The organism is Mesorhizobium sp. P2_A8, assembly GCF_056404935.1.
Genome location: NZ_JBFUDB010000038.1, coordinates 1 through 527, shown reverse-complemented (window position 1 = coordinate 527; position 527 = coordinate 1). Strand labels below are relative to the sequence as shown.

General features: G+C 66.5%; 1 protein-coding gene. It reads right to left on the bottom strand.

The annotated features are described in order from the left end of the window. The coding region (locus AC1D10_RS35585; RefSeq protein WP_477279995.1) for a DUF5801 repeats-in-toxin domain-containing protein at nucleotides 1-527 on the bottom strand (527 nt) is incomplete at both ends.

Genomic DNA, 527 nt, shown 5'->3' with positions numbered 1-527 from the left:
GATCGACACCGTGAACGCCGTGTGCGTCGCGCCGTCGTTGTACTGGCCCTCGATCGTGCTTCCGACCTGCACCAGCGTGATCGCATGATCGCCCTGTGCCGTCGCAAGTCCGGAGTTCGCCTGTGTCACCGACAGGGCATAGGTCGTCGTTCCGGCGCCGTCGGCGCCATAGCTCGACGAAACCGTCACGATCGCCGCAGCGCTCGTTGCCGTCATCAGCGCCGGGGTCAGCACGCCGTCCGTCGTCGGGCCGTTGTTCGTCTCGTCAAGCGTCACCGAACTGCCGACCACCRCGTTGGTGATCGACGGGCCGTCATCCAGGAAGGTCACCGCGCCACCGACGTTGATCACGCCCGTGCTCGCCGTGTCGCCGTCCGCGTCCGTCACCGTCGCCGTCACGCCGATCTTGCCGGCAAGGGTCAGCGCATCGTTGTAGGCCGCCGCCGTCGAACCATCGACCAGGTGCTCAAGCGCGACATTCTGCACAACCGTCAGCTTGCCGTCCGAGCCGATCGACACCGTGAACG